Source organism: Streptomyces sp. DSM 110735 (assembly GCF_016482685.1).
GTDB lineage: Bacteria > Actinomycetota > Actinomycetes > Streptomycetales > Streptomycetaceae > Streptomyces.
Window position 1 is genome coordinate 137,856 of record NZ_JACYHF010000014.1, and the last position, 21,068, is coordinate 158,923.

At 71.0% G+C, this 21,068-nt stretch carries 21 protein-coding genes; 12 read left to right on the forward strand and 9 right to left on the reverse strand.

Annotation, left to right across the window (positions count from 1 at the left end; genetic code table 11):
• The first annotated feature begins 38 nt into the window (after nucleotides 1–38).
• The 4 genes from IF655_RS21505 (at nucleotide 39) to IF655_RS21515 (ending at nucleotide 2,501) form a co-directional block, all read left to right on the forward strand.
• A complete protein-coding gene (locus tag IF655_RS21505; RefSeq protein ID WP_199586635.1) occupies nucleotides 39–1,355 on the forward strand; it encodes a CynX/NimT family MFS transporter in 1,317 nt (438 codons plus the stop codon).
• A 48-nt stretch (nucleotides 1,356–1,403) separates the two neighbouring features.
• Nucleotides 1,404–1,523, forward strand: coding sequence for an SGM_5486 family transporter-associated protein (locus IF655_RS31530; protein WP_277952703.1), 120 nt, complete (start codon nucleotides 1,404–1,406; stop codon nucleotides 1,521–1,523).
• A gap of 162 nt (nucleotides 1,524–1,685) precedes the next feature.
• Nucleotides 1,686–1,892 carry a hypothetical protein gene (locus tag IF655_RS21510; RefSeq protein ID WP_199586636.1) on the forward strand — a complete coding sequence of 69 codons (207 nt, stop codon included), beginning with the start codon at nucleotides 1,686–1,688 and terminating at the stop codon, nucleotides 1,890–1,892.
• 90 nt (nucleotides 1,893–1,982) lie between these two features.
• On the forward strand, nucleotides 1,983–2,501 hold the full coding sequence (locus tag IF655_RS21515) for a histidine phosphatase family protein (RefSeq protein ID WP_199586637.1): 519 nt from the start codon (nucleotides 1,983–1,985) through the stop codon (nucleotides 2,499–2,501).
• Nucleotides 2,502–2,565: 64 nt separating this feature from the next.
• Here the strand turns inward: IF655_RS21515 and serB are convergent, their stop codons facing one another.
• Nucleotides 2,566–3,789 carry a phosphoserine phosphatase SerB gene (serB, locus tag IF655_RS21520; protein ID WP_199586638.1) on the reverse strand — a complete coding sequence of 408 codons (1,224 nt, stop codon included), beginning with the start codon at nucleotides 3,787–3,789 and terminating at the stop codon, nucleotides 2,566–2,568.
• 503 nt (nucleotides 3,790–4,292) lie between these two features.
• Nucleotides 4,293–6,074 carry a streptophobe family protein gene (locus IF655_RS31255; RefSeq protein WP_307814997.1) on the reverse strand — a complete coding sequence of 594 codons (1,782 nt, stop codon included), beginning with the start codon at nucleotides 6,072–6,074 and terminating at the stop codon, nucleotides 4,293–4,295.
• Nucleotides 6,075–6,116: 42 nt separating this feature from the next.
• Here IF655_RS31255 and IF655_RS21525 point away from each other — a divergent pair, with 42 nt between their 5' ends.
• The gene (locus IF655_RS21525) at nucleotides 6,117–8,699 is read left to right on the forward strand and encodes an FHA domain-containing protein (RefSeq protein WP_199586639.1); all 2,583 of its coding nucleotides are present in this window, start codon (nucleotides 6,117–6,119) and stop codon (nucleotides 8,697–8,699) included.
• An 83-nt stretch (nucleotides 8,700–8,782) separates the two neighbouring features.
• On the opposite strand, the gene IF655_RS21530 is transcribed toward IF655_RS21525, so the two are convergent.
• The 3 genes from IF655_RS21530 to IF655_RS21540 form a co-directional block, all read right to left on the reverse strand.
• Nucleotides 8,783–9,547 carry a transglycosylase SLT domain-containing protein gene (locus IF655_RS21530; RefSeq protein WP_199586661.1) on the reverse strand — a complete coding sequence of 255 codons (765 nt, stop codon included), beginning with the start codon at nucleotides 9,545–9,547 and terminating at the stop codon, nucleotides 8,783–8,785.
• A 413-nt stretch (nucleotides 9,548–9,960) separates the two neighbouring features.
• A complete protein-coding gene (locus tag IF655_RS21535) occupies nucleotides 9,961–11,016 on the reverse strand; it encodes an S-adenosylmethionine:tRNA ribosyltransferase-isomerase (RefSeq protein WP_374100311.1) in 1,056 nt (351 codons plus the stop codon).
• Nucleotides 11,017–11,039: 23 nt separating this feature from the next.
• Complete coding sequence (locus IF655_RS21540; protein ID WP_199586641.1) at nucleotides 11,040–11,735, reverse strand: SDR family oxidoreductase; 696 nt, start codon at nucleotides 11,733–11,735, stop codon at nucleotides 11,040–11,042.
• 241 nt (nucleotides 11,736–11,976) lie between these two features.
• On the opposite strand from IF655_RS21540, the gene IF655_RS21545 reads away from it, so the two are divergent.
• The 3 genes from IF655_RS21545 (at nucleotide 11,977) to IF655_RS21555 (ending at nucleotide 14,167) form a co-directional block, all read left to right on the forward strand.
• Complete coding sequence (locus tag IF655_RS21545) at nucleotides 11,977–13,122, forward strand: GAF domain-containing sensor histidine kinase (protein ID WP_199586642.1); 1,146 nt, start codon at nucleotides 11,977–11,979, stop codon at nucleotides 13,120–13,122.
• The gene (locus IF655_RS21550) at nucleotides 13,115–13,756 is read left to right on the forward strand and encodes a response regulator transcription factor (RefSeq protein ID WP_199586643.1); all 642 of its coding nucleotides are present in this window, start codon (nucleotides 13,115–13,117) and stop codon (nucleotides 13,754–13,756) included. The genes IF655_RS21545 and IF655_RS21550 overlap by 8 nt, the downstream gene beginning before the upstream one ends.
• 171 nt (nucleotides 13,757–13,927) lie before the next feature.
• On the forward strand, nucleotides 13,928–14,167 hold the full coding sequence (locus IF655_RS21555; RefSeq protein WP_199586644.1) for a chaplin: 240 nt from the start codon (nucleotides 13,928–13,930) through the stop codon (nucleotides 14,165–14,167).
• A 337-nt stretch (nucleotides 14,168–14,504) separates the two neighbouring features.
• Here the strand turns inward: IF655_RS21555 and IF655_RS21560 are convergent, their stop codons facing one another.
• Nucleotides 14,505–15,323 (reverse strand): hypothetical protein, encoded by an 819-nt coding sequence (locus tag IF655_RS21560; protein WP_199586645.1) that lies wholly within the window; start codon nucleotides 15,321–15,323, stop codon nucleotides 14,505–14,507.
• A 150-nt stretch (nucleotides 15,324–15,473) separates the two neighbouring features.
• Here IF655_RS21560 and IF655_RS21565 point away from each other — a divergent pair, with 150 nt between their 5' ends.
• From IF655_RS21565 to IF655_RS21575, 3 genes are all read left to right on the forward strand, one after another.
• On the forward strand, nucleotides 15,474–16,265 hold the full coding sequence (locus IF655_RS21565; RefSeq protein WP_199586646.1) for an ABC transporter ATP-binding protein: 792 nt from the start codon (nucleotides 15,474–15,476) through the stop codon (nucleotides 16,263–16,265).
• A gap of 104 nt (nucleotides 16,266–16,369) precedes the next feature.
• Complete coding sequence (locus IF655_RS21570; RefSeq protein WP_199586647.1) at nucleotides 16,370–16,801, forward strand: NfeD family protein; 432 nt, start codon at nucleotides 16,370–16,372, stop codon at nucleotides 16,799–16,801.
• An 83-nt stretch (nucleotides 16,802–16,884) separates the two neighbouring features.
• Complete coding sequence (locus IF655_RS21575; protein WP_199586648.1) at nucleotides 16,885–17,859, forward strand: SPFH domain-containing protein; 975 nt, start codon at nucleotides 16,885–16,887, stop codon at nucleotides 17,857–17,859.
• 90 nt (nucleotides 17,860–17,949) lie between these two features.
• On the opposite strand, the gene IF655_RS21580 is transcribed toward IF655_RS21575, so the two are convergent.
• From IF655_RS21580 to IF655_RS21590, 3 genes are all read right to left on the reverse strand, one after another.
• On the reverse strand, nucleotides 17,950–18,456 hold the full coding sequence (locus tag IF655_RS21580) for an HNH endonuclease (RefSeq protein WP_199586649.1): 507 nt from the start codon (nucleotides 18,454–18,456) through the stop codon (nucleotides 17,950–17,952).
• 144 nt (nucleotides 18,457–18,600) lie between these two features.
• Complete coding sequence (locus IF655_RS21585) at nucleotides 18,601–19,140, reverse strand: YbhB/YbcL family Raf kinase inhibitor-like protein (protein WP_199586650.1); 540 nt, start codon at nucleotides 19,138–19,140, stop codon at nucleotides 18,601–18,603.
• A 40-nt stretch (nucleotides 19,141–19,180) separates the two neighbouring features.
• Complete coding sequence (locus IF655_RS21590) at nucleotides 19,181–19,963, reverse strand: sporulation protein (protein WP_199586651.1); 783 nt, start codon at nucleotides 19,961–19,963, stop codon at nucleotides 19,181–19,183.
• A 102-nt stretch (nucleotides 19,964–20,065) separates the two neighbouring features.
• Between IF655_RS21590 and IF655_RS21595 the strand changes: the two genes are divergently transcribed.
• Nucleotides 20,066–20,707 (forward strand): DNA-3-methyladenine glycosylase, encoded by a 642-nt coding sequence (locus IF655_RS21595; RefSeq protein WP_199586652.1) that lies wholly within the window; start codon nucleotides 20,066–20,068, stop codon nucleotides 20,705–20,707.
• Nucleotides 20,708–21,068: the final 361 nt, after the last annotated feature.

Here is a 21,068-nt window from a genome sequence, read left to right on the forward strand (position 1 = left end):
CCGCTCCGGGGATGGACAACCAATCATCCCATGATTCTATGATGGGTCTCATGGCGAGTGAAGAGACCGGAACCGTGACGACCCGTACGGAGACGCCGGTGCCCGCGCGCGACACGGCCGGACGGGACGTGTCGTCCCCGCGCGCGTGGATGACGCGGCTGCTGGTCGTCGGCATCGTGCTGTCCGCGCTGAACCTGCGCCCGGCCATCACCAGCCTCGGCGCGCTCCTGGAGGAGGTCCGCGACGGGCTCGGCATGAGCGGCAGCGTGGCGGGTCTGCTGACCTCCGTACCCCCGCTGTGCTTCGCGGTCTTCGGCGCCACCGCGCCCCGCCTCGCCCGCCGCTTCGGTCTGGGCGCCGTGGTCTGCGCGGGCATGACCGCCATCACCGCGGGACTCCTGATCCGCCCCTTCGCCGGGAGCACCCCCGGCTTCCTCGCCGCCAGCGCGCTCGCCCTCATGGGCATCGCCGTCAGCAACGTCCTGATGCCGGTCATCGTCAAGCGCTGGTTCCCGGACCGAGTGGGCTCCATGACGGGTCTGTACTCCATGGCGCTCGCCGCGGGCACGGCGGTCGCGGCGGCGGTCGCCGTCCCCCTGGCCCACGCACTCGGCGGCTGGCAGCAGGGGCTCGCCATCTGGGCGGCACTGGCGGGCGCGGCGATCCTGCCGTGGCTGCCGCTGGTCAGGAAGCGGGAGGAGGGCGCACGCGCCGGTGCCCCCGAGGGAGCCGCTCCGCAGGCGCCGAGCCCCGCGGCGCAGCACGCGCCCCTCCGCATCGCCCGCAGCCGTACCGCCTGGGCGCTCGCCGTGTTCTTCGGGCTCCAGGCGACCGGGGCGTACATCACCATGGGCTGGATGCCGCAGATCTTCCGGGACGCGGGCGTACCGGCGGGCACGGCGGGCGTCCTGCTCGCGGTCACCATGGTGATGGGCGTGCCTCTGGCGTTCGTCATCCCGAGGGTCGCCGCCCGGCTGCCCCACCAGGGTCCGATCGTGCTGACCCTCGGCGCGTGCGGTCTCGCGGGCTACGCCGGTCTCTACCTCGCGCCCGCCTCCGGCGCCTGGGCGTGGGCGCTGCTGCTGGGCGTCTCCAACTGTGCGTTCCCGCTCGCGCTGACCATGGTCGGCATGCGGGCGCGCAGCGGCGCGGGCGTGGCTCAGTTGTCCGCGTTCGCGCAGAGCACCGGCTATCTGATCTCGATCCCGGGTCCGCTCCTTGTCGGCGTGCTCTACCAGCGCAGCGGCGGCTGGGGCGTACCGCTCGCCCTGATGGCGGGGCTCATGGTGCCGCAGATGATCGTCGGCGTCCTCGCGGGCCGCGACCGCACGGTGGAGGACGAGGCGGCCCGCTGAGCCGCCCCCGCCGGACTTGTACCGGACGAAGGGTGCGAGACTGACGCCATGCAGCCTGTGCTCGACCCGAACCCGAAGAACGGCCAGAAGAAGATGCTCCTCGTCTTCGGCTCGTTCCTCGCCCTCTTCGTGATCATCGGCATCATCGCGACGATCGCCTCGCCCTGAGTCCCACCCGGAGGTGGGGCTGACCCCCCATCCCCTAGGGGACGAGACTCAGGGTCAAGTGGGTGGCTTTCCCGATGGGCCCACGGACGGTGATTCCGTAACTTCGAAGTGTGCCGCGACGCGGGGTCGCGGCACCCGCTGCGAAGACCGACGGAGGCGACCATGTCCGTCCGCACCCACCCCCGGACCCACCCGGCGACCACGGGCGCCGACGGCACGCGACTGCCCTGGTGGGCCCTGGCGCTGCCCGTGCCGGCGTTCGCCCTCCTGCTCGCGCTGATACTGAACCCGTCCGACGCCCACGCGGCCACCGGCGAACCCGTGATCGCCCATCTCGTCGAACAGATACGCACACTCCTCGTACGGTGAGACCACGGTGTGCGAGACCCTCGCTCGTACGGTGAATCCGCATGTCAACTCCCTGCGCCAGGGCACATCTTTCGTGCGAAGCTGGGTGCCATGAGCGTCGCTGAACCCCGCAGGATCGTCCTCTTCCGCCATGCGAAAGCCGACTGGCCCCAGGTGTCCGACCACGAGCGCCCGCTTGCCGAGCGGGGCCGCACGGACGCCACGGTCGCGGGCAGCAGACTGGCCGACACCGGCCTCGCCTTCGACCTGGCCGTCTGCTCCACCGCCCTGCGGACCCGCGAGACGTGGAAGCTCGCCGTCCACGAGCTGGAACACCGCCCGAGGACGGTCTACGAGGACCGGGTCTACAACGCCTCCCCCGGCGAGCTGATCGCCGTGCTCAACGAGACCCCGGACGACGTGCGCACGCTGATCCTCATCGGCCACAACCCCGGCATCCACCACCTGGCCGACCTCCTGGCCGGTTCCTCGGAGGGCGACGCCCGCGAGCGCATGAACCGCCGGGGCTTCCCCGCCGCCGGTTTCGCGGTGCTGTCCTACGACGGCGACTGGAAGAACCTGGAACCGGGCAAGGCGGTGCTGACCGAGTACTGGGCGCCGTCGGAGTGACGGAAACCGACGAAGGGGTCCCGCGCCACAAGCGGCGCAGGGACCCCTTCGTGTTGCCCTGGTGCTAGTCCTCGTCGTGGGTCTCGGCGGCCTCGACCTCTTCACGGGTGACGCCGAGGAGGTAGAGGACGGTGTCGAGGAAGGGGACGTTCACGGCGGTGTGCGCGGCTTCGCGGACGACCGGCTTGGCGTTGAAGGCGACGCCGAGCCCGGCGGCGTTCAGCATGTCGAGGTCGTTGGCGCCGTCACCGATGGCCACGGTCTGCGCCAGCGGCACGCCCGCCTCGGCGGCGAACCGGCGCAGCAACCGCGCCTTGCCCGCCCGGTCCACGATCTCCCCGGTGACCCGCCCGGTCAGCTTGCCGTCCTCGATCTCCAAGGTGTTCGCCTGGGCGAAGTCCAGCCCCAGCCGCTCCTTCAGATCATCGGTGACCTGCGTGAACCCACCGGAGACGACTCCGACCTGATACCCGAGCCGCTTGAGCGTACGGATCAAGGTCCGCGCCCCCGGCGTCAGCCGTACCTGATCGCGCACCTTCTCCACCACCGAGGCGTCCAGCCCCTTCAGCAGCGCGACCCGGGCATGCAGCGACTGCTCGAAGTCCAGCTCCCCCCGCATCGCGGCGGCGGTCACCTCGGCGACCTCCGCCTCACACCCCGCGTGCGCCGCGAACAGCTCGATGACCTCGTCCTGGATCAGCGTGGAGTCCACATCCATCACCACGAGCCGCTGCGCCCGCCGATGCAGCCCCGCCGAAACGACGGCGATGTCGACCCCCAGCGCCGACGCACTCGCGGCGAGCGCACTCCGCAGCGACCCGGTCTCCACACCGGAAACGGCGAACTCGACAGCGGTGACGGGGTACTTGGCCAGCCGGAAAATCCGGTCGATGTTCCCCCCGGCCTGCGCTATCCGCGCGGCGATGGCGGCGGTGGACTCGGCGGTGAGCGGATGCCCCAGCACGGTGACGAGCGACCGCCCGACCCCCCGAGGACGGTTGTCCCCGTGCCCCGAAATGATCTCGGCCTGCATCTTCATCGACTCGGCCCAGCTATGCACAGTGGCCCGCAGATCCCCCTCAAGCCCCACCGGCGGCGCCGACACCAGCGCACACAGCACCAGCCGTCCCCGCGTGACAACCTGCTCGATATCAACCACATCGACCCGAAACGCGGCCAACGTGTCAAACAGCCCGGCCGTGATCCCGGGCCGGTCCTTCCCGAATATCTTCACCAGCAGAGTCGGGTCGTCAACAGCCTGCAAAGCGGCATTCTGCGTAGCGCTCATGGTCCCTCCACCGTATCCGCCCCCCACCACCCCCCGCCTCCGGGTCCACCACCCGGACCGCACCGCTCCACGAGGGCAAGCGGCGGCAGCAACCTCTGACACCAGGAGCGCCGCCCCCAGCAAAGACCAGCGCTCCGGGGACGCTCCCCCGTAGCACTCCGGAGGCGGGCGCGAAAGCGCACCGCACCCGCCCAACGCGACGCCCGCCGCCCACCCACCCCGTACGCGAAGCGACGCCGCAGCCACGTACGGCGATAAAGGGACGCGACGGGGGGCCGCTCCGCAAAGCGACCACGCACCGCACCTGCCAACGCGACGAACGCCGCCCCCACCCCCGCCCGAAACGGTGCTGGGGCCGCGTACGGCGGTGAGGGGACGTGGCGGGGGGTGTCCGCCCGCAGCGGCCGGCGAAAACTCAGGGTGCCCATGTCAGCAGGCAGACCGCCGGACCGAGGACGGATACCCCCCGCCGCGGCCCCGCCCCCCACCGAACCGCAGGCGCGTCAGCCACCCGGCTCCCGAGGCGGGGGAGGCGGCGGACCCGGATCGGACGCCCCCGAGGACCGGTGCCGGCGCCGAGGCGGCGGCGGAAGCGTAGGACTGGCGACAGTAGGCGCCCCGGACACATCGTCCCCACCCGACACCGGCGGCACCTCCGGCAACCGGAGATACGGGTTCGTATCAGGATTCGGCGCCCGATAGGGCGGACTAGGCGAATAGGGCCCACCCACCGCCCCCGGAACCGAACTGCGACCCGCCCCCACCCGCCGCCCCACAACCCAACCCCCCAAGACCCCCGCAACTCCACCCCACACCACCCCCGCCACCACCGCCACCCCCACCCGCCCCCGCAACTCCACCCCCGTACCAAAGGCATCGAACCCCAGCACAGACAGAGACGCGTCCACCGACGTACCGGTGAGCCAGACAAGAACCGGCAAGGCAACACCCGTAGCCACCCCGAGCCGAACCCCGCACCACAAGACAATGCGCCGCGTACCCGAAGGAGTACGCACAGCGGTCAGCACCCCCGCCCCCACCATCAACAACCCCGCCCCCACGGCAAGCAACCACACCCGCCCGTCCAGCTCCGCCAACCGCCCCACGGTGACGGCCCGCCCGGGGGAGCCGGTCAGAAACTGGTCGACGGGGTGCGGAAGCACCATCCGCAGAACCCCGCCGGCCCTGCCGTCCCACGGCACGAACAACCCCAACGGCACAGCGAGCCAAGCCCCATTGGGCGCCCCCAGCAGCGCCGCCCCCACAACCCGCCCCGGATGATCGTCCCCCACCGCCGCGTACCCGGCAGCCGCCACCCCCGCCCCCACGGCGACCAGCAACACGGTGACCACAGCGGACACCGCAGGCCGCACCACTCGCCGCACGGGCTCCCACCCCGCGGGCAGCGAAGTACGGCGGGACGCCAGAAGCGCGACGACGAGTACACCGATACACCACCCCACCCCACCAAGCACCGTAGGAACGAGGTCCACCACGAACCGGACCGCCACCTCCGCCCGCGCCAGATCCCCCACCCGATCCGACACGAGCCCCCCGAGCCACCCCCCACCCCCCGCAACGCGGCGCAGCCCGAGGTCACCCCCGTCGAGCCTGACAACCCCCCGCCCCACCCACGAGATCCCCAGCACCGCGCTCCCGAAGAGCACCACCAACACACCGGCCCGCAGGACCAGTTCACGCCAGGAACCCGCACCCGCACCCGCACCCCCCACCCCCCGCAGGGACCGCAGAAAGAAGAACCCCAGCACCACCGCCCCCACCAGACTCACGCCCAACGGCGTTGCCTGAAAGGCGACATGAGCCTCAGCCCCCGTCATCCCGAAGGCGGACACATCCACGGACGGCGAGACAGAACCCCCCACCGCGAGCGCCACGACCGCCGCCGTGAGCGCCCCCAACGACCCCCGGGCATCCGCCCCGACGAGATGCAGTCCGAGCGCCGCCGTACCCCCCATCCCGACGACCGCCCACCCGACCCCCGCGACAGCGGAAAGAACCGCGTCCCCCCAGGGCAGCGAACGCCCCCGCCCCGAACCCCCGTTGACCCCACCCCGCGCAGAACCCGCAGAACCCACAGAACCCACGCCAGACCCCCCAGCCCCACCCCCGCGACCCGCCGGAGGCACCCCGTCGGGATTACCACTTTCCGACCCGTTTTCCACCCCGTCAACGGCGCGAGCCGCAGCGCACGCAAGCACACGGCGCCCGGACCGGATTGGGACGACAGCCCTCCGCCTGGAATAGTTCCCCACGATGTTCGACATCCCTAAACTCCCTGTGTCGGGGGTAATTCGGGGGACAACTCAGTGGGGCATGGAGTGCCGGAACTCGTACTGGAATCAAACGGACGGACCTGGACGCTCGATCCGTCCAGGTCCTACGCCCTCGGACGTGATCCGCGGGGCGACATCGTCTTCGACGACGCCAGGGTCTCCTGGCGGCACGCCACGGTCCGTTTCGACGGCCAGGGCTGGGTCATCGAGGACCACGGCAGCACCAACGGCACCTTCGTACAGGGCCGTCGGATCAGCCAGGCGCAGCTAGGAGCCGGTTCGGCGGTGCACCTGGGCAACGCGACCGACGGCCCGCAGGTGAACCTCTCGGGCGGCCACCAGACCCAGCAGCCGCACCAGGCGCACCACGCGATGCCGACGCAAGCGGTGCCACAGGTGCAGCAGGGAGCGCCGTACGCCGCACAGGGCGCGGGCGCCTGGGGCCATGGCCCCCAGCAGACCCCGCAGCCCCAGCCCGGCGCCGAACCGGACTGGCACCAGTCCGGCCAGATCCCGCACCAGCAACACCCCGCCCCCGACCAGGCGTCGGCGTCGGCGTCCGTGGACAAGACCCCCGCCGAGCCGGTCTACGGCGACCGCAGCCCCACCACGTTCCACCAGTTCGCGCTCGGCCGCGTCATGCGCATCGGCCGCTCGCTGGACAACGACCTGGTCGTCTCCGACCTCCAGGTCTCCCGGCACCACGCCGAGTTCCAGACGACGCCCGAGGGCCGCTTCGAGATCCGCGACCTCGGCTCGCACAACGGCACGTACGTCAACGGTCAGCCGATCGGCAAGGGCGGCACCGCGCTGCTCGGACCGGACGACATCGTCGGTGTCGGTCACTCCACGTTCCGGATCGTCGGCGACCGCCTCGAGGAGTTCGTCGACACCGGTGAGGTCTCCTTCTCGGCCCGCCACCTCACCGTGACGGTCGACGGCGGCAAGCAGATCCTGAAGGACGTGTCCTTCGGCGCCCCGGAGAAGTCGCTGATCGCGGTCATCGGACCGTCGGGCTCCGGCAAGTCCACGCTGCTCAAGGCGCTGACCGGCTACCGGCCCGCGAACGAGGGCGAGGTGCTGTACGACAGCCGTAACCTCTACAAGCAGTTCGCCGAGCTGCGCCAGCGCATCGGTCTGGTCCCGCAGGACGACATCCTGCACAAGGAGCTGACCGTCCGGAAGGCACTGAAGTACGCGGCCAAGCTCCGCTTCCCCGCCGACACCACGCCCGCCGAGCGCGATTCCCGCATCGACGAGGTGCTGCGCGAGCTGAAGCTGGACGTGCACAAGGACAAGAAGGTCACCTCCCTGTCCGGCGGTCAGCGCAAGCGCGTCTCGGTGGCCCTGGAGCTGCTGACCAAGCCGTCGCTGATCTTCCTGGACGAGCCGACCTCGGGTCTGGACCCGGGCATGGACCGCGACGTCATGCAGTTGCTGCGCGGTCTCGCGGACGACGGCCGTACCGTCCTGGTCGTCACGCACTCGGTGGCCGAGCTGGCGCTGTGCGACAAGCTCCTGGTGATGGCGCCGGGCGGCGCGGTCGCCTACTTCGGTCCGCCGGAGGAGGCGCTGAACTTCTTCGGCTACGAAAGCTGGGCCGACGTCTTCTCCGCCTTCGAGAACTACCGCGACTACGACTGGGCGGGTCGCTGGAAGGGCTCGCAGCACTACCAGATGTACGCCGCCGACATCGACGCGGTGGCCCCGCAGTCCGTAGCGGTGCCGAAGTCGAAGGCGGCCAAGCCCGCCAAGCCGCAGAGCTGGGGCTCGCAGTTGCTGACGCTGGTGCGGCGGTATGTCGCGGTCATCGTCTCCGACAAGGGCTTCCTGGCGCTGACGGTGCTGCTGCCCGCCGTGCTCGGCGCGGTCAGCCTGTTGATCGACCACGGCAAGGGTCTGCTGGTCAACCCGGTCAACAAGGAGGGCATCCACGTCCCGAACGGCACGGCGACGACCGTGCTGCTGATCCTCGCGGTGGGCGCCTGCTTCGCGGGCGCGGCGAACTCGGTTCGTGAGCTGATCAAGGAGCGGGTGATCTACGAGCGCGAGCGCGCGACCGGTCTGTCCCGCTCGGCGTATCTGATGTCCAAGGTGGTCGTGCTCGGCGCGGTCACGATGCTCCAGGGTCTGATGGTCGGCCTGATCGGCTTCTCCAGCCGGGAGATCCCCGAGCGCGGGGTGGTGCTCGGCGGCTCGACGCTCCTTGAGCTGTGCCTGCCGGTGATGGCGCTCGGCTTCACGTCGATGATGTTCGGGCTTGTCATCTCCTCGCTGGTGAAGACCTCCGAGAAGACCATGCCGCTCCTGGTGATGTTCGCGATCGTCCAGGTCGTGTTCACCGGCTGCCTCTTCGCCCTGCACGGCACGCCGGGGGTGAACGAGTTCTCGTACCTGATGCCCTCGCGCTGGGCGGTGGCGGCGGCGGGCGCCACGCTGGACTTCAACAACATCGCGCCCAACACCGACGACCCGACCAGCACGGACCCGCTGTGGAACCACACGGCGGGAGCCTGGACGCTGGACATGGTCGCGCTGATCGTGCTCGGCGTGCTGTGCGGCTTCCTCGTCTCGCGCTTCCTGCGGCGGCACGAGCCCGAGGTCATGCGCAAGTAGCGTCCTCGTGAGGTGCGAGAAGGGCGGCATCCCCCGGCGTAGGGGTGCCGCCCTTCGGCGTGTCTCAGAGGTCCGCGCCGGCCTCAGTACGCGCTGTTGACGTTGTCGATCGTGCCGTACCGGTGCGCCGCGTAGTTGGCGGCGGCGGTGATGTTGGCGACCGGGTCGTAGATGTTCCACGAGGTACCGGACACGTGGTACGTGGCGAACGTCGGCGGGATCACCTGGAGCAGACCCTTGGAGGGGATGCCGTTGATCGCGTTGATGTCCCAGTTGTTGATGGCACGCGGGTTGCCGGAGGACTCCCGCATGATGTTGCGGTGCAGACCGCTGTAGCTGCCCGGGATGCCCTTGGAGTGCATGATGTCGAGCGAGTGGCGGATCCACCCGTCGAGGTTGTTCGCGTAGGTGCGCGCGGCGACCGTCTCCATCTGCGGGCGCTCGGCGGAGCGGCTCGCGGCCTTCTTGGCGGAGCGGGCGGCGGCGGCCTTGCGGGCGGCGTCGTCGGCGGCCTTCTTCTTCGCGGCGGCGTCGGCGGAGCGCTTCTTGGCGGCGGCGTCGGCCTCGGCCTTCGCCTTGGCGGCGATCGCGTCGAGCTTGACCTGCTGGTCGGCGGCCGGGTCGGTGAACGTGCTCTTCAGGTCCTGGACCTGGGAGTGCTCGGCGGCGACCTGGGTGTGCGCGGCGGGGACGCCGGTGGCGACGGCCGTGCTGCCACCGGGGACGGCGGCGAAGGCGATGGCGGCGGCACCGAGGGTGCTCACACCGGCGACCGCGATCTTGCGCTGCTTGTCGAGCGCGTTGAACTTGCTCACCTTGGCCGAGGCGAAGGTGCCGAGCTTGTTCATGGAACGACTGAGACGGTCGGTGTCGAAAATGTTCTGGGGCATGGCTGATGGACCTCTTCGAGTAAGCGCGGAGGTCGCTCCTGCGTCCGCCGGAGGAATCGGCTCCTCCCGCACGAACGCCGCGGGGGAACCCGCGGCGCTGAGCGACGAGAGCAATTCTTAGCGGCCGCAAAATGCCATGGCAACGATGTGACGTACGACCCTGCATAGTGGATCAGGTAAGGGCAAATCGGGACAGATTAGAGCATCCGTCCCGTTCACCGTGGGATACCTTGTCTCCTATGTCCGTTCGTACGTGATGTGCGCCCTATGCGAGGGCTCACACCGGTAACGCCCCCTTCTCACTCGGCGTCGCCGGTGAAGTGCTTTGCGTAAGCACTCACTCGTGGGTCAGCCAGGAAGTCAGTCGGAAGTCAGTCGGGAAGGAGGAGGTGCACGTCCCCGAACTCGTGCCAGAGGTACCGCTGCCGCACCGCCTCGGCGTACGCCCGGTCCACCGCCGCCCGCCCCGCCACGGCCCGCAGCATCAGCAGATGCGAGGCTTCCGGCTCGTGCAGCCCGGTCAGCAGCCCGTCCACCGCCCGCACCCCGCGCTCCGGCGTGACCACGAGATCCGTCCAGCCCCCGGCAGCCCGCACCACCCCGTCGGACCCGGCCGCCGACTCCACGGCCCGTACCGCCGTCGTCCCCACCGCGATCACCCGCCCGCCCCCGGCGCGCGCCGCCCCGATCAGCCGCGCCGACGCCTCCGGCACCGCGAACCGCTCCGGATACGGCGGCTCGTGCGCCTCCGCCGACGCCACCCCGGTGTGCAGCGTCACCGGCGCCAGCCACACCCCCCGGCTCACCAGCTCCGCCACCGTGGACGCCGTGAACGGACGCGCCGCGCTCGGCATCTCCGCACTGCCCGCCCCGTCCGCCGACGGCAGCGCGAACACCGTCTGGTACGCCGCGAGCGGCTGGTCCCGCGTTGTATAGGAGTAACGGATGGGGCGCCCGTGCTCGCCCAGCACCCGGGAGACCGGCGCCCCGGACACCCGCGCCCACCACAGCCGCCCGCCGTCCCCTTCCCCGTCCCGGGCCAGCGGCTCCTCCAGGACCAGCCGCGCCCCGCCCGGCAGCAGCACCTCACTCCGCGCGGGTCCGCCCGCCCGCGCGCGCGTGGTGCCCCGCCCGTCCGGCTCCCGCAGCTCGACCGCCCACCGCCCGTCGTCACCCCGGGTCGAGAAGTGCACCACCACCGGATCGGACCCCATCCGCCCGTCCACCGCCGCGGGCAGCGTGGCCGAGGTGTTCACCACCAGCACGTCCCCGGCCCGCAGCAACCGGGGCAGCTCCCCGAACGCGTGGTGCGTCACCTCCGTACCGCGCGAGACCAGCAGCCGTACGGAATCCCGTCCGCGCCCGGGACCGCGCTGCTCGGCGGGCACCGGCGCGGACAGCTCCCGGGGCAGCTTCCACGTGTACATAGGGGAGAGAGGCGGGACCGTCCTCATCGCCGCTCCCGCAGCGCCTCGGCGGTGTACCGCCCGCTCGCCGGGCGCTCCTCCAGCAGCCGCAGGAACGCGGGCACCACCGTTCCGGGCGCGGGACGCGGGTCGTCGTCCAGGGGTACGGCCGCCGCGTACAGCTCGGTCGCCATGTCGCCCGGGTCCACCGCCCACACCCGCAGTCCCGGCTCCTCCTCGGCGAGCACCGCCGCGAGATGATCGAGTGCCGCCTTCGAGGCGCCGTAACCGCCCCAGGTGGGATAAGCCTCCACCGCGGCGTCCGAGCTGACCGTGATCACGGCGCCCGCCAGCGACGCCCGCAGCGCGGGCAGCGCCTCCCGCACCAGCCCAAGGGCGGCGACCGTGTTCACCTCCAGCGCCCGCCGCAGCCCGTCCAGCGGCAGCTCCGCCAGCCCCACCAGCGGCTCGGCGCCCAGCGCGCTCGCGTTGTGCACCAGCAGGTCCACTCCGCCCAGCCCGCGCGCCGCCGCCACCAGCGCGGTCCGGTGCCCGGCGTCCGTGACATCCCCGGCGAGCGCCACCACCCGCGTACCGTGCCCGGCGACCGCCCCGGCGCACTCCTTCAGCGCCCCCTCGCCCCGCGCGTCGAGCACCAGATCCCAGCCCCGCGCGGCCAGCGCCTCCGCCAGCGCCCGGCCCAGCCCCTTCGACGCCCCCGTGATGATCGCGACAGCCATCCTCATCAACCCCTCGGCTCACCCTCGACCGCCCCGGCGGGCGATGACCTCAACCTAGGAACGCCCCGCCCCCGCCCACCTCGGCCCGCGGCCCCGACCCGCGCGGTCCCTTCGCCGTACGTCCGGCGCCCGACCAGGCGCGGGGACCGGCGGCCTACGCCCCGGGCCCTACGTCCAGCGACCCGAACGGCAGGTCACCCGGCCGATCCGCCCCGGCGCACCCCGCCGGTACCGTGAGGACATGAGCTACGGCCCCCGGTCCGGCCTCGCCGCGGTGAGTTCCGCGCTGCTGGCCATGAGCAGACACCTGGAGGTGCGCGACGTCCTCAAGACGATCGTCGCCTCCGCGCGCGAGCTGCTGAACGCCCAGTACGCCGCCCTCGGCGTCCCCGACGACCACGGCGGCTTCGCCCAGTTCGTCGTGGACGGCGTGAGCGAGGAGCAGTGGAAGGCGATCGGACCGCTCCCGCGCCAGCACGGCGTGCTCGCGGCGATGCTCCGGGAAGCCCGCCCCGAGCGCCTGGCGGACGTACGGCGCGACCCCCGCTTCGAGGGCTGGCCCGACGCCCACCCCGAACTCGCCGACTTCCTCGGTCTGCCCATCCGCGACGGCGACGAGGTCATCGGCGCCCTCTTCCTCGCCAACAAGAACTGCCGGAAACCGGAAGGCGGTTGCGGCTTCACCGCCGAGGACGAGGAACTGCTCGGCATCCTCGCCCAGCACGCCGCCATCGCCCTCACCAATGCCCGCCTCTACGAACGCAGTCGCGAGCTGACCATCGCAGAGGAACGCTCCCGCCTCGCCCACGAACTCCACGACGCCGTCAGCCAGAAGCTGTTCTCGCTCCGCCTGACCGCCCAGGCGGCGACCGCCCTCGTCGACCGCGACCCCGCCCGCGCCAAGGAGGAACTGCACCAGGTCGCCGCCCTCGCCGCCGAAGCGGCCGACGAACTGCGCGCCGCCGTCGTCGAGTTGCGCCCCGCCGCGCTGGACGAGGACGGACTCGTCGCCACCCTGCGCACCCAGGTCCAGGTCCTCGACCGCGCCCACAGCGCCCGCGTCACCTTCACCGGGCACGGCATCCGCGCCCTGCCCGCCGCCCAGGAGGAAGCCCTGCTCCGAGTCGCCCAGGAGGCGCTGCACAACGCCCTGCGCCACTCCGGCGCCGCCCACGTCGACGTGAGCGTGACCCGGCACGGCAACGGCGCCGTCCTGCGCGTCACCGACGACGGCGAGGGCTTCGAACCCACGGCGGTCCGCCGCGCCGGACGCCATCTGGGCCTTGTCTCCATGCGGGACCGCGCGAGCGGGGTCGGCGGCACGCTGACCGTGGAATCGGCGCCCGGCAAGGGCACCGCGATCGAGATGGAGGTGCCCGGTGGCTGACCCGATCAAGGTGCTCCTCGTCGACGACCACCAGGTCGTCCGCCGGGGACTGCGCACCTTCCTGGAGGTGCAGGACGACATCGAGGTCGTCGGCGAGGCGGCCGACGGCGCCGAAGGAGTCGCCCTGGCCGAGGAGTTGCGCCCCGAGATCGTCCTCATGGACGTCAAAATGCCGGGCACCGACGGCATCGAGGCACTGCGCCGCCTCCGCGAACTCGCCAACCCCGCCCGGGTGCTGATCGTCACCAGCTTCACCGAGCGCCGTACGGTCGTGCCCGCCCTGCGCGCGGGCGCCGCCGGGTACGTCTACAAGGACGTGGACCCCGACGCCCTCGCCGCCGCCATCCGCTCCGTGCACGCCGGACACGTCCTGCTCCAGGCGGAGGTCGCCGACGCGCTGCTCTCTCAGGAGGAGACCAACCCCGGTCAGGGCAGGGGCGGTTCACTCACCGAACGGGAGCGCGAGGTGCTCGGTCTGATAGCCGACGGACGCTCCAACCGCGAGATCGCCCGCGCCCTCGTCCTGTCCGAGAAGACCGTCAAGACGCACGTCTCCAACATCCTGATGAAACTCGACCTGGCCGACCGCACCCAGGCCGCGCTGTGGGCGGTACGTCACGGTGTGTCCGGCTGAAACGCCGTCAATTCCCGCCCTACGAACGGCGATCCGAAAGGTCACCGTCCGATCCGAGATTCATACCGTCGTGGGAATGTCACCCGTACGGCGCAACCTCGTCCCGCCCCCGCCGTTCTCCAGTGCGTGCCGCGGCGAACCGCCGCGGTGAATGCCAAGGAGGGGTTGGACATGAAGAACCTGAAGAAGGTCGCGGCCGTGACGATGGTGACCGGCGGACTGATCGCGGCGGGCGCGGGCATGGCCTCCGCCAGCAGCGGCGCCGCCGGTGCCGCCACGGGCTCGCCGGGCGTCGTCTCGGGCAACGTCATCCAGGCGCCGGTGCACGTCCCGGTGAACGTCGTCGGCAACACCGTCGACGTCATCGGCCTGCTGAACCCGGCCTTCGGCAACACGGGCATTAACGGCTGACACGCCCCCACAAACCCGCAGGGCCCCCGGCACCCCCACCGGGGGCCCTGCGTCTGCCCCGAACCTCCGCCGGACGGGCACCATCACCGGCAGCCCGACACGAACCCCGGCGCCTCACCCCGAGCCCCCGGCAGACTGCCCGCGAGCCCCGGCAGCCCGACCCCGCGCGGCGCGGGGGCTGACCGGTGAACTCCCGCGCCTCACCGCGAGCGGGGGCGCCGTCACCGGCAGCCCGGCCGCGAGCCCCGGCGCCTCATCCCGAGCCCCGGCAGCCCGGCCCCGCGCGGCGCGGTGCCCGACCGACAAGCCCCGGCACCTCACCGCGAGCGCCCGCGCCTCAGCGCCGCTCCCGCTCCTCCACCACCGAGTTGTACGCCGCCACCCGTGCCCGCCGCGCCGTCCGCTCCACCGGGCGCAGCGCCGCCGACCGCGCCGCCATCTCCGACGCGCTCACCGCACCCCCGTGCCCGCCCCCGTACGCCAGGGACACCAGCAGCCCGATCCGCTCCGCCAGCTCAAGCACCCGCACCGCGCGCGGCGGATACCCCGGCGACAGCACCTCGTATCCGTGGCCGCCCGTCACCCGCACCCCCGCACGGCGCGGCGCCTCCGCCCGCGCCCGGTACGCGTCGATCGCCGCCTCCGCCACCGGACCCGACGCCGCCACGTCCAGCCGCGTCAGCACCTCCGTCGCCTCGCGCAGCGCCTCCGCCAGCTCCCGCTCCGCCTCGCCCAGCGAGGGCACGTCGGCGGGGGGCGCCTCCCGCACCGGCAGCACCTGCCAGACCACCTCGGTGTGCACATCACCCTCGGGTCCCGCCTCGGACACCTCCGGAACCAGACCGAAAGCCGCCCCGGAACAGACCACCGCCTCCTCGGCCTCCAGCGCCCGCGCGTTGAACTCCGGCGGACCGCTCAGCCCCAGCGGATGCCCCGGCGCGGGCAGCGCCACCCGGAACCCCGTCACCCCGAGCCCCCGCAGCTTCCCCAGCGCCAGCGTGAGACCGACCACGCCCTCCTCGCCCGGCAACCCCGCGACCCGGTGCACCGCGTCCTCGCCCACGACGGCGAGTACGGCGTCATCCGGGGAGACAAGTCCGGCCAAAAGGGCATTTCCCCAAGCGGCGAGGCGTCCTGAACGCGGTTCCGTGAGCATCCCCCCACCCTAAGGACCGGACCGATGGAATGGAGCACCACACTCGTGGCGTAGATTTCATATGGGCTGCGCCCATTGGCGTGGCGGCCCGAGCCACAGGCGTACGCGACAGCCGAGACCGGCCACAACGCAAGGGGAGACAACGCGCTCATGAGCGATGTTCTGGAGCTTCAGGACGTATCCGTGGTCCGTGAGGGCCGGGCTCTGGTGGACCAGGTCAACTGGTCGGTCAAGGAGGGCGAGCGCTGGGTCATCCTCGGCCCCAACGGCGCGGGCAAGACCACCCTCCTCAACGTCGCGTCCAGCTACCTCTTCCCCACCAAGGGCACCAGCACCATCCTCGGCGAGACCCTCGGCAAGGTCGACGTCTTCGAACTGCGCCCCCGCATCGGCGTGGCCGGCATCGCCATGGCCGAGAAGATCTCCAAGCGCCAGACCGTCCTGCAGACCGTCCTCACCGCCGCCTACGGCATGACCGCGGGCTGGCACGAGGAGTACGAGGACGTCGACGAGCAGCGCGCCCGCGCCTTCCTCGACCGCCTCGGCATGAGCGACTTCCTCGACCGCCGCTTCGGCACCCTCTCCGAGGGCGAGCGCAAGCGCACCCTGATCGCCCGCGCCCTGATGACCGACCCCGAGCTGCTGCTCCTGGACGAGCCCGCCGCCGGACTCGACCTCGGCGGCCGCGAGGACCTGGTCCGCCGCCTCGGCCGACTGGCCCGCGACCCCATCGCGCCCTCCATGATCATGGTCACCCACCATGTCGAGGAGATCGCCCCCGGCTTCACCCACGTCCTGATGATCCGCCAGGGCAAGGTCCTCACCGCGGGCCCGATCGAGCTGGAACTGACCTCCCGCAACCTCTCCCTGTGCTTCGGCCTCCCGCTCGTCGTGGAGCAGGTCGGGGACCGCTGGACCGCGCGCGGCCTGCCCCTGTCCTGATCCGTCCGGCATCCGCCACGCATCCGCCACGCATCCGTTCCTGATCCGGGCGGCCCCCGTCCGCACCCTGTCGGCGGCCCGCCCCACGGCCCTACCATGAGCCCGTGGACGACATCGGCGCATGGGTGTGGTGGCTCGTCGGCGCGGCGGCGCTCGGAATCCCCCTCGTGATCACCGCGATGCCCGAATTCGGCATGTTCGCGGTGGGAGCCGTGGCCGCCGCCGTCGTCGCGGGGCTCGGCTTCGGCGTGGTGATCCAGGTGCTCACCTTCGTGATCGTCTCCGTCGCCCTCATCGCCGTCGTCCGCCCCATCGCCCTGCGGCACGACCGGCAGCGCCCCCAACTGGCCACCGGTGTGGACGCGCTGAAGGGCAAGCAGGCCGTCGTCCTGGAACGCGTCGACGCCTCCGGCGGCCGCGTCAAGCTCGCCGGGGAGATCTGGTCGGCCCGCGCCCTCGACGCCTCACGCGCCTACGAGATCGGTCAGGAAGTCGACGTCGTGGACATCGAGGGAGCCACCGCGCTCGTCATCTGATTCATCTGCCCCCGAGTTGGGCAACGGTCTGACAGACTCGACCAGCAAGATCTTCGACAGCGGAGAGGGGTACGGGGAACACGATGGAACCGGTCATCATCGTCCTGGTCATTCTGGTGGTGTTGGTCTTCATCGCCCTGATCAAGACCATCCAGGTCATCCCACAGGCCAGCGCCGCCATCGTCGAGCGCTTCGGCCGCTACACGCGGACCCTGAACGCGGGCCTGAACATCGTGGTCCCGTTCATCGACACCATCCGCAACCGCATCGACCTCCGCGAACAGGTCGTGCCGTTCCCGCCCCAGCCGGTGATCACCCAGGACAACCTGGTCGTCAACATCGACACCGTCATCTACTACCAGGTGACCGACGCCCGGGCCGCCACCTACGAGGTCGCCAGCTACATCCAGGCGATCGAGCAGCTCACCGTCACCACGCTGCGCAACATCATCGGCGGCATGGACCTGGAACGCACCCTCACCTCCCGCGAGGAGATCAACGCCGCCCTGCGCGGCGTCCTGGACGAAGCCACCGGCAAGTGGGGCATCCGCGTCAACCGCGTCGAGCTGAAGGCCATCGAGCCGCCCACCTCCATCCAGGACTCGATGGAGAAGCAGATGCGCGCCGACCGCGACAAGCGCGCCGCGATCCTCACCGCGGAAGGCACGCGCCAGGCCGCGATCCTCACCGCCGAGGGCGAGAAGCAGTCCCAGATCCTGCGCGCCGAGGGTGAGGCCAAGGCCGCCGCCCTGCGCGCCGAGGGCGAGGCCCAGGCGGTCCGCACCGTCTTCGAGGCCATCCACGCGGGCGACCCCGACCAGAAGCTGCTCTCCTACCAGTACCTCCAGATGCTCCCGAAGATCGCCGAGGGCGACGCCAACAAGCTCTGGATCGTCCCCAGCGAGATCGGCGACGCCCTCAAGGGACTCTCCGGCGCCATGGGCAACTTCGGCAACTTCGGCGGAGGCGGCGGCAGCACCGGTGGTGGCGGCGGCTCCGTCCCCCAGCAGCACAAGGGCACCGGCACCGACCGCCGCGAGCGTCCGTCCATCGACTGACCCCGGTCCGCACGACGCCGTACGCGACAGGGCCCGCCTTCCTCCGAAGAAGGCGGGCCCCGCTGTTTCACAAGTCCTCGTAAGCCAGACCTACGCTGCCCGCAGCGCCAGCCAGTCCGGCAGCGCGTCGAAGTCCTCGTTCCCCAGCGCCAGGAGCATCGCGTCCGCAGGCGTCGGCTCGAACGGCTCCCACAGCAACGGCATCCCCGCCTGCTCCGGAGTCCGGTCCGCCTTGCGGTGATTGTCCTCCGCGCAGGACGCCACCGTGTTCAGCCAGGTGTCCCCACCACCCTGCGCCCGCGGCACCACATGGTCCACCGTGCTCGCCGAGCGCCCGCAGTACGCGCACCGGTGCCGGTCCCGCACCAGCACACCCCGCCTCGACCAGGGCGCTTGTCTTCGGAACGGCACCCGTACGTATCTGCACAGCCGGATCACCCGGGGCGCGGGTATGTCCACGTCGGCACCGCGCATCCGCAGCACGGGGTGCGCCTGCTCCACGACCGCCTTGTCCTGGAGGACCAGCACGACAGCACGGTTCAGCGTCACCGTCGACAGCGGTTCGAAGCTCGCGTTCAGGACCAAGGTGCCACGCATCAAGCCCACCTCCCGTGTGCCCGCCCACCCCCCGGCGGACGTGGATCAACTCTGGACGGGCGCGTCGAGATGGACAACGCAATAAAAAAGCGCCCGCCCCTGATCACTTCCAAGACCAGGGGCGGGCAAACACCGAAGCGGGGATCAGCTCTCCGCGGGAATCTCGTACTCCCCGATGAGCTGGGCGCGCGCGAGCGCGTGGAAACGCAGATTGAAACCGACGAAGGCCGGCGAGGCGTCCGCGTCCGGACCGAGTTTCTCCTGGTCGACGGCGTACACCGTGAACACATAGCGGTGCGGGCCGTCCCCGGGCGGCGGGGCTGCCCCGCCGAAGTCCTTGGTCCCGTAGTCGTTGCGCGCCTGAATCGCGCCCTCGGGCAGTCCGCCGGACTTCCCGCTGCCCGCACCGGCCGGGAGCGACGTCACCGAGGCAGGGATGTCGAACACCACCCAGTGCCAGAACCCGCTGCCGGTCGGCGCGTCCGGGTCGAAGCAGGTCACGGCGAAGCTCTTCGTCTCCGCCGGGAACCCCTCCCAGCTCAGCTCCGGCGAGACATTCCCGTCGGAGTAGACCTGGGCGCCCTTGAGCACCCCGCCCGGCTCGATGTCCTCACTCGTCACCGTGAACGACGGCACGGGCGGATGGAAGTCATGGGGGAGCGGCCGCCGCTTGAGCTCGGTCACCTCGGTACCTCCTGATCGATTCCGTTCAGTGCCCCCGAGCCTAGAACCAGTTGCGGCGACTGCCGACCTCGGACAGCCACTGGTTCAGGTACGCCGCCCAGTCGGTGGCGTGGAAGTCGTGCAGGCCCACCTGGAAGGAGCGGAAGGTGTCGGAGCCCTCGCTGAACAGACCCGGCTTCTTGTCCATCTCAAGGACGACGTCCATCGCGTGCTCGTCGGCCACGAAGCTGATCTCGACCTGGTGCAGACCCCGGTACTGCGACGGCGGGTAGAACTCGATCTCCTGGTAGAACGGCAGCCGCTGCCGGGTGCCCCGGATGTGACCGCGCTCCATGTCCGCGTTCTTGAAGCGGAAGCCGAGCTGGATGAAGGCGTCCAGGATCGCCTTCTGCGCGGGCAGCGGGTGCACGTTGATCGGGTCCAGGTCCGAGGAGTCCACCGCACGGGCGATCTGCAGCTCGGTGGTCACCCCGATGTGCATCCCGCGCAGCTCCTGCCCGTCGATCATCGTGACCGGCGTCTCCCACGGGATCTCCAGACCGAACGGCACCGCGTGCACCGCCCCCGCCTTCAGCTCGAAGGCACCGCCGAGCCGCACCCGCGTGAACTCGATGTCCTGCTTGTACTCCTGGTCGCCGCCCTCCACCTCGACCTTCGCCTGAAGACCGACCGACAGCCCCTCGATGTTCTGGTCCACCGAGCCGCCCTGGATGTGGACCTCGCCCTGCACGACACCACCGGGCACCACGTTGACCTCGGTCAGCACCGTCTCCACCGAGGCGCCACCGGCACCCAGGCTCGCGAGCAGCTTCTTGAACGCCATTTACTCTCCCCTTACGAATGGACCTTCGCCCCGTACAAACGCGATCCGGGCCCGACCGGTTCCGCCATGACGGCGACCCGGGCTGCACTACCCTCGGAGGGCATGATCACGCCACCGGACCGTACGCCACTGCCCCGGGAGTTCCTCGACCGTCCCGTCCTGGAGGTCGCCCCCGACCTCCTCGGCCGCCTCCTGGTCCGCACGACACCCGACGGTCCGATCGTCACCCGCCTCACCGAGGTCGAGGCGTACGACGGCCCGAACGACCCCGGCTCCCACGCCTTCCGCGGTCGCACCGCCCGCAACGGCGTGATGTTCGGTCCGCCCGGCCACGCGTACGTCTACTTCACCTACGGCATGTGGCACTGCATGAACCTCGTCTGCGGACCGGAGGGACAGGCGAGCGGGGTACTGCTCCGCGCCGGCGAGATCGTGGAGGGCGCCGAGCTGGCCCGCGAGCGCCGCCTCTCCGCCCGCAACGACAAGGAACTGGCCAAGGGTCCGGCCCGCCTCGCCACCGCCATGGACATCGACCGCTCCCTGGACGGCACCGACGTCTGCGGCCCCGAGGCAGCCCCGCTCCACCTCCTGACCGGCACCCCCGTCCCCGCCGACCAGGTGTGCAACGGACCGAGGACGGGCGTCTCCGGCGACGGCGGTGTCCACCCCTGGCGCTACTGGGTCGACGGCGACCCCACGGTGAGCCCCTACCGCCCCCATGTACCGAGACGCAGGTCACGTTGACTCGCTCTTGGAAGGTGCGTAATGTAGCCCGAGCCGCTTGACCCGGGTACGGCGATCGCCAGTAGACGGAAGCGGCAAACCCACTACCTACGACTTCCCCTCAGCGGGGGTCGATTCGGCGTGCCCGCATGTCCGAATTGAATCCGCAAGGGCTCGATTATGAGTCCGCGAGGGAATCGGCTAACGTAGTGAATGTCGAAAGGCCGAACGGCGAAAGCCGAAAAGCCCAGACAATCCCGCCGACCGGGAATCGGACACCGAAAAGCGTCTGATAGAGTCGGAATCGCCGGAAAGGGAAACGCGAAAGCGAGAACCTGGAAAGCACCGAGGAAATCGGATCGGAAAAAGATCTGATAGAGTC

Excerpts from the sequence above, each read along its gene's own strand:
- IF655_RS21530 (WP_199586661.1), bottom strand. The coding sequence starts at position 9,547 with ATGAACAAGCTCGGCACCTTCGCCTCGGCCAAGGTGAGCAAGTTCAAC.
- IF655_RS21540 (WP_199586641.1), bottom strand. The coding sequence starts at position 11,735 with ATGGCTGTCGCGATCATCACGGGGGCGTCGAAGGGGCTGGGCCGGGCG.
- IF655_RS21595 (WP_199586652.1), top strand. The coding sequence starts at position 20,066 with ATGATCACGCCACCGGACCGTACGCCACTGCCCCGGGAGTTCCTCGAC.
- IF655_RS21560 (WP_199586645.1), bottom strand. The coding sequence starts at position 15,323 with ATGCTCACGGAACCGCGTTCAGGACGCCTCGCCGCTTGGGGAAATGCC.
- serB (WP_199586638.1), bottom strand. The coding sequence starts at position 3,789 with ATGAGCGCTACGCAGAATGCCGCTTTGCAGGCTGTTGACGACCCGACT.
- IF655_RS31530 (WP_277952703.1), top strand. The coding sequence starts at position 1,404 with ATGCAGCCTGTGCTCGACCCGAACCCGAAGAACGGCCAGAAGAAGATG.
- IF655_RS21510 (WP_199586636.1), top strand. The coding sequence starts at position 1,686 with ATGTCCGTCCGCACCCACCCCCGGACCCACCCGGCGACCACGGGCGCC.
- IF655_RS21580 (WP_199586649.1), bottom strand. The coding sequence starts at position 18,456 with ATGCGTGGCACCTTGGTCCTGAACGCGAGCTTCGAACCGCTGTCGACG.
- IF655_RS21590 (WP_199586651.1), bottom strand. The coding sequence starts at position 19,963 with ATGGCGTTCAAGAAGCTGCTCGCGAGCCTGGGTGCCGGTGGCGCCTCG.
- IF655_RS21575 (WP_199586648.1), top strand. The coding sequence starts at position 16,885 with ATGGAACCGGTCATCATCGTCCTGGTCATTCTGGTGGTGTTGGTCTTC.
- IF655_RS21565 (WP_199586646.1), top strand. The coding sequence starts at position 15,474 with ATGAGCGATGTTCTGGAGCTTCAGGACGTATCCGTGGTCCGTGAGGGC.
- IF655_RS21555 (WP_199586644.1), top strand. The coding sequence starts at position 13,928 with ATGAAGAACCTGAAGAAGGTCGCGGCCGTGACGATGGTGACCGGCGGA.
- IF655_RS21535 (WP_374100311.1), bottom strand. The coding sequence starts at position 11,016 with ATGTACACGTGGAAGCTGCCCCGGGAGCTGTCCGCGCCGGTGCCCGCC.
- IF655_RS21505 (WP_199586635.1), top strand. The coding sequence starts at position 39 with ATGATGGGTCTCATGGCGAGTGAAGAGACCGGAACCGTGACGACCCGT.
- IF655_RS21515 (WP_199586637.1), top strand. The coding sequence starts at position 1,983 with ATGAGCGTCGCTGAACCCCGCAGGATCGTCCTCTTCCGCCATGCGAAA.
- IF655_RS21545 (WP_199586642.1), top strand. The coding sequence starts at position 11,977 with ATGAGCTACGGCCCCCGGTCCGGCCTCGCCGCGGTGAGTTCCGCGCTG.
- IF655_RS31255 (WP_307814997.1), bottom strand. The coding sequence starts at position 6,074 with ATGTCGAACATCGTGGGGAACTATTCCAGGCGGAGGGCTGTCGTCCCA.